We start from the raw sequence: 4,981 nt of genomic DNA on the forward strand, positions 1-4,981 counted from the left end.
TTCCTACGGCGAAAATCTTAAAGCCATAACATGCCAGGAAAGTATCGAAACCGACTTTGCCACCAGAATCATCGCCAAAGGCGGGTCTGCGCTTGTCGACCAGCGCAAACTGGATAACGGAATAATCGGCCTGGTAAAGCCTGGTGTGATGGATGTAGCCGGAGCGACGTTTATCGTCAAATCCTGGAATCCCTCAAATTATTGGCTTCAAGTAACCAGCAAGAATCTGTGCAGTAATTATGATGCGCTCAATGGCATGTTCGTAATGATTAATGATGAGAAAATAATGATTATAGATTCGGATAAATTGACAGATGGCGACCGGATTCGGCTGGAGGCCGCTCCGCCGGGGACGGTCAGCGCTGGTGATCACATCTATATAATGGAAAACGAATCCGAGCTTGCAGACTTCGTCCCCGATATGAGCCTTGAGGATGGATCAACATATCAAAGGACTGAAGCCCTGCTGAGCCTTGACGAGTTGCCGGATATTTTGAACGTAGCCGGGCCGGAAGGATACAGCGACCTCTCCGGCACCTATACGTCCGGCGTTTGCCAGGGATGGACGGCGGTCGGATCGGCAGTCTGTTCGGAAAACACGGATAACGACTACCTTCGGACCGGCACAAAGAGCCAGAAGGTGGTTTGCAGCGCAGACGGGGATGGAATCAAACGGTCTGTAAATTGCGGTCAAGCTCTGGTAGCATCGTTTTATGTCTGGGTCTACGTTAAAACAATAGCAACGGGGGCAAAGCTGAAAGTCCGGCTGAAAGTGGGCGACGGCGCAACGGATTATTTCCCGCAGAATGCCGATACCGGCACGGATGAGGCTTTTGTCGAGACCACGGGCTGGCATCAGATCATCGCCGAAGGCGGCGTATTTGATGCGACAGGGAACCATGACCTTGAGATTCTGGCCGTCGACGGAGCGGTGACTTTTTACCTTGATTCTGTAATGGTGCAATGCAGCGAATACATCACCGATGAAGATGTTTTTTACCCCTGGGACACCAGAGTATTGCTGTGGGAAAAAGCCGTCACCGAGTTGAAAACAAAATCGGCCCCCACAAAAAAATATGATGTGGAAATTATTGACCGGTACGAAGCAGACCGCGATACTTATTCTTTGGAGCATATTACACCTGGCACGGACGTGGAAATCGTTGACTCAGGATTGGGATTAACCGGAGACCCAATCAGAGTCAAGCGAAAGACCTGGAACCTGATAAGACCGTGGGAGGCTACCCTTGAAGTCTCGGTCTGATCTGGCGAGTAAAATACTCGGCCTGACAAGCAAAGCGACCCGAACCGCATCGACGGTTACGGTCCGCGACAATAGCCGGTTGAACCTGGGCAGGGCGGCGCGGATTGCTACCCCTATGATCCGCTTCAAAGACGAAACAGGATCACTGAAAAATGCCAAAGCAACCGGTCACACGATTTATGCCGACTATAAGGACGCGGAAGCCATCGCTGCGGTCGAAGGCGAACCTGATCTGACATTGGATGCGACGCAGGTCATTTTTGGGGCAGAGCAGGATATCCTCTCCTCGATCATCACCCTGCAATTCGGAACGCCCTTGCAGGTCCATGAACTGGCCTACATGGGTTCGGTGACCGGAACCGGCGCTGGCATTCTGCTGCAAAACGCCCATGATTGCGCCTTCACCGATGACGACCATTTGATCGTCTCAAGCCGAGGATCCGACAACGCGGTCACGGCCTGGAACCTGCTCTATGCGCGGTACTGCAAATTCCAGGGTGCGGTTCGCGGGGCCGGTGCGCCAAACTATATGAACGACGGCGTTGTATGCCGAGCACATCCGACAAAGAACTGGGTAGGCTATGCGGCCTACTCCGACAACGCTGTTCACGTCATTGACGTCACGGACCCCAAAGCGCCAAAGATTATCGGAACGGCCCGAGGCGCTGGCGGCACGGATGGGTTATACTTGGATCATCCGCATTCGTTGATTTTCTATGAGGACTGGCTGGTTGTTGTAAGCGGAGAGGATGCGTCTCTCTCCATATTTGACGTGCGTGACCCGGAATCCGATACCTGGATGACCCAGCTGGGTTGCATCCACGGGGCGCACGGCACAGACGGCCTCTATCTCTATTATGTTTCGGACGTGGCAGTAAAGCAGATCGGCGACAACATCTATGCTTTCACAGTCTCGCGTTGTGACGGCAACCGGGCCAATCCGACAGATGAAGATTCAGCCGGATGCTTGCAGTGCTTTGACATCACCGATCCTGCTTCAATCACTCTGGTGGGCGGGGCCTACTGCGATCAGGCGCCTTATGATGAACCGTATTCCTGGGAATTGGAAGGCGGGACGGGAATTTGCATTGACGACAGCAATATCGTCTATATCAGCACCCGCTGGCAGAACCGGGCAACCCAACCCTATGACTCGGGCCTGGCCGTCGGCTCTTTGACAATTTTCGACGTGAGTGATCCGACATCACCCGGCTTCTGCGCAAGTCTGGCAGGCAGGGGAACCGGGCCGGTTTCGGGAAGCTATCCAAACGGAATCTACCTCGGAGAAGGCCACTGGGTTTCAAAGCATGGCAACTACGTAGCTGTATCGGCCTTTTCGGATGATTGCGTGACCTTGATCGACGTTTCATTTCCAGATATTCCGGTACAGGTCAGCCACATGGGTTCGGCAGCCGATTACTGCAACGGCCCTGTCGGAAACTGTTTTTCCAGCGACGGGAAATTGCTTTATGTCGCGGTCTGGTGGAGCGCAGCTTTCCTTGTCTTTGACGTTTCAAACCCGTCATCGCCGGTTCGGGTTGGCGGGAAAACCGGTGTCGGATATCCCTATTACCTGGAGGGGGCGCATGGAGTCTGCCTTTCGAGCGACGACCACTATGTCTACGTCTCCAGCCGGAAATCGGACGACGCTCTGACGGTCTGGTCTTCTGAAGACGGTGTCCGTCTGGAGACCACCTATGAAGGCTATTTCACTCATTCGGGGATGCTTGCACCGGTGCGGATCGACGTCAGTGGCAATTACTGCTACGTCGCCGCAAGAGACTCAAACCGCATTCTCAAGCTGAACATTGCGAATAAAGCATCCATCTACAATGCCGGCTCAATTTCCGGTTCCGGCAGTCCTAACTACCTGGGCCAGCCGAACTGTGTATTGAAGAAAGGGGATTATCTCTATGTCGCCGCCGGCAGCGATAACGCCCTGGTGATCCTGAATGATATTGCCGGCGACAACTCCCCAACCCTGTGCGGGGTTTATCGACATGCAACCTATTGTTACGGTGCCATGTCGGTCCAGGTCAACTCCACCGCCACCAGAGCTTACGTTTCGGCTCTTAGCGGTTCACGGATCACGGTCCTGGACATCACAAACAAATCTGCGCCGACCTATCTGAATTCTGTCACCGGCAACGGTGAGCCCTACTATCTGAACGGCATCCGTGACCTGCTGCTGCTCAATGACCAGTACCTGCTGGGCGCTTCGAGCAACGACGACTGCGTGGTGCTCTATGACGTTTCGGCAGTGGACAGCTCGACACCGCCGCGTCTGGTTGCGGTCTTTCAAGGTGCGGGAGCGCCAAAGTATTGTGACCGGCCCTATGGACTGGCGCTCTATGACGAAGACACGATCCTGGTCGCTTCGTACAACGACAACTCGATCAATGAGCTTACAATCAACGAAGAGAAGTTTACACGGGACAATGTGATTTTCGGCAGCAGCTATTATTTGACCGGCGCAACGAATCTCGCTGTCGGGACGGCGCACGGCAAGACCTACATCGCCAGCACCGCTTACACGGATAACGCTTTTTCGGTTTTCAAGGTCTCGGAGCTTTTGACGAATCGAGAGGTGGGCATTCGGAGTAATTTCGGGCAGATCGAAGTAAAGAGCGCGTTCGGCGATTGGACAAAGATTTAGAGGGAAAAATAAGCATAATGGTAATAGCTATTTACGGTTAGATAAGAATACGCCTTGTTTTAAGCCACGCTAAGCTTTGACCTGCCTGCGGATCTCAAACATTTATACACACTGTGTAACCTATTAATAATATTAAGGCCGTGCGTGGCGCTAAATGAGAAATGCAAAAATATGAGAGGAATGATCCGAGCGAATGCTGCTTTTTACGGTTGCATTGAGCCTGGATGAACAAGCTCCCTGGCAATGGGGACCAACATCATTATGGTTGGACATGAAATTTGCCAGTGATCCGGCTATCCTGAAATACACGCATGTACGGGCATCTGATTCGATGGTCGCGTTGATGCTCGGCAAAACCTTGATCCTTGGGTCGCCTCCGGGGAAATGGGTGGACCCGAAGCACTTTGAGAAGAATGACAAGCCGGCCCGATGCAGCACAATGTACGAGAAAAGGCACGTCATCGAAGCACTTTGCCGGTTCAAAGGCAATCAAAAAAAGGCAGCTGATTATCTCGGCGTGAATCGCAAGACAGTCTGGCGCTGGATCCGGAAATACAATCTCAGAAAGGAACTGCCATGATGAAAAAGATGGTCCTTATCCTTGTTTCGATCGCCATGCTGGCGCCCTTCACTGGCGCACTCAGCCAGAGCCCAACCTTCAAGACGGGCGACTTTGTCCGGATCAGCTGGGTGGCGCCGGCCGATACCGACGTTGTGAAGTACAATGCCTATTTCATCAATCAGTCAAATGAGCATACGACAACCGTGGTGGAGATGACCGAGTGGACGACCGACACCGAGGCCAGCAAAGCCAATTATACCTTGGCCCTGGTCGCCGGCAATTATGAGCTGCTACTGACGGCGGTGGACCGAGCCGGCAATGAGAGCTTACCCAGCGATGCTTTTACCTTCGCCGTGATCAATGATTTGCCGCCCGGACGGCCGCTCAGCGTCGTCATGGAGCTTGTGGCGACTCCGCAGGCAGCTACTGTGAAGACGTCAATAGTCAAGATCCCGGCGGCGGTCAAGAATATCCGGGCGAAGTGAGGATAGGGAGAATT

At 53.2% G+C, this 4,981-nt stretch carries 4 protein-coding genes; all 4 read left to right on the forward strand.

Annotation, left to right across the window (positions count from 1 at the left end; all coding sequences use genetic code 11):
* Positions 1-1,264: hypothetical protein (locus PLH32_18275; GenBank protein HQJ66556.1), on the forward strand; the 1,264-nt coding region annotated here is incomplete at its 5' end.
* A 115-nt stretch (positions 1,265-1,379) separates the two neighbouring features.
* Positions 1,380-3,920 carry a hypothetical protein gene (locus tag PLH32_18280; protein ID HQJ66557.1) on the forward strand — a complete coding sequence of 847 codons (2,541 nt, stop codon included), beginning with the start codon at positions 1,380-1,382 and terminating at the stop codon, positions 3,918-3,920.
* Positions 3,921-4,113: 193 nt separating this feature from the next.
* Positions 4,114-4,500, forward strand: a complete 387-nt coding sequence (locus PLH32_18285; GenBank protein ID HQJ66558.1) for a helix-turn-helix domain-containing protein — start codon at positions 4,114-4,116, stop codon at positions 4,498-4,500.
* Complete coding sequence (locus PLH32_18290; GenBank protein ID HQJ66559.1) at positions 4,500-4,967, forward strand: fibronectin type III domain-containing protein; 468 nt, start codon at positions 4,500-4,502, stop codon at positions 4,965-4,967. The genes PLH32_18285 and PLH32_18290 overlap by 1 nt, the downstream gene beginning before the upstream one ends.
* Positions 4,968-4,981 lie beyond the last annotated feature (14 nt).

Source organism: bacterium, assembly GCA_035419245.1.
GTDB lineage: Bacteria > Zhuqueibacterota > Zhuqueibacteria > Residuimicrobiales > Residuimicrobiaceae > JAKPUX01.

Excerpts from the sequence above, each read along its gene's own strand:
- PLH32_18280 (HQJ66557.1), top strand. The coding sequence starts at position 1,380 with ATGATCCGCTTCAAAGACGAAACAGGATCACTGAAAAATGCCAAAGCA.
- PLH32_18285 (HQJ66558.1), top strand. The coding sequence starts at position 4,114 with ATGCTGCTTTTTACGGTTGCATTGAGCCTGGATGAACAAGCTCCCTGG.
- PLH32_18290 (HQJ66559.1), top strand. The coding sequence starts at position 4,500 with ATGAAAAAGATGGTCCTTATCCTTGTTTCGATCGCCATGCTGGCGCCC.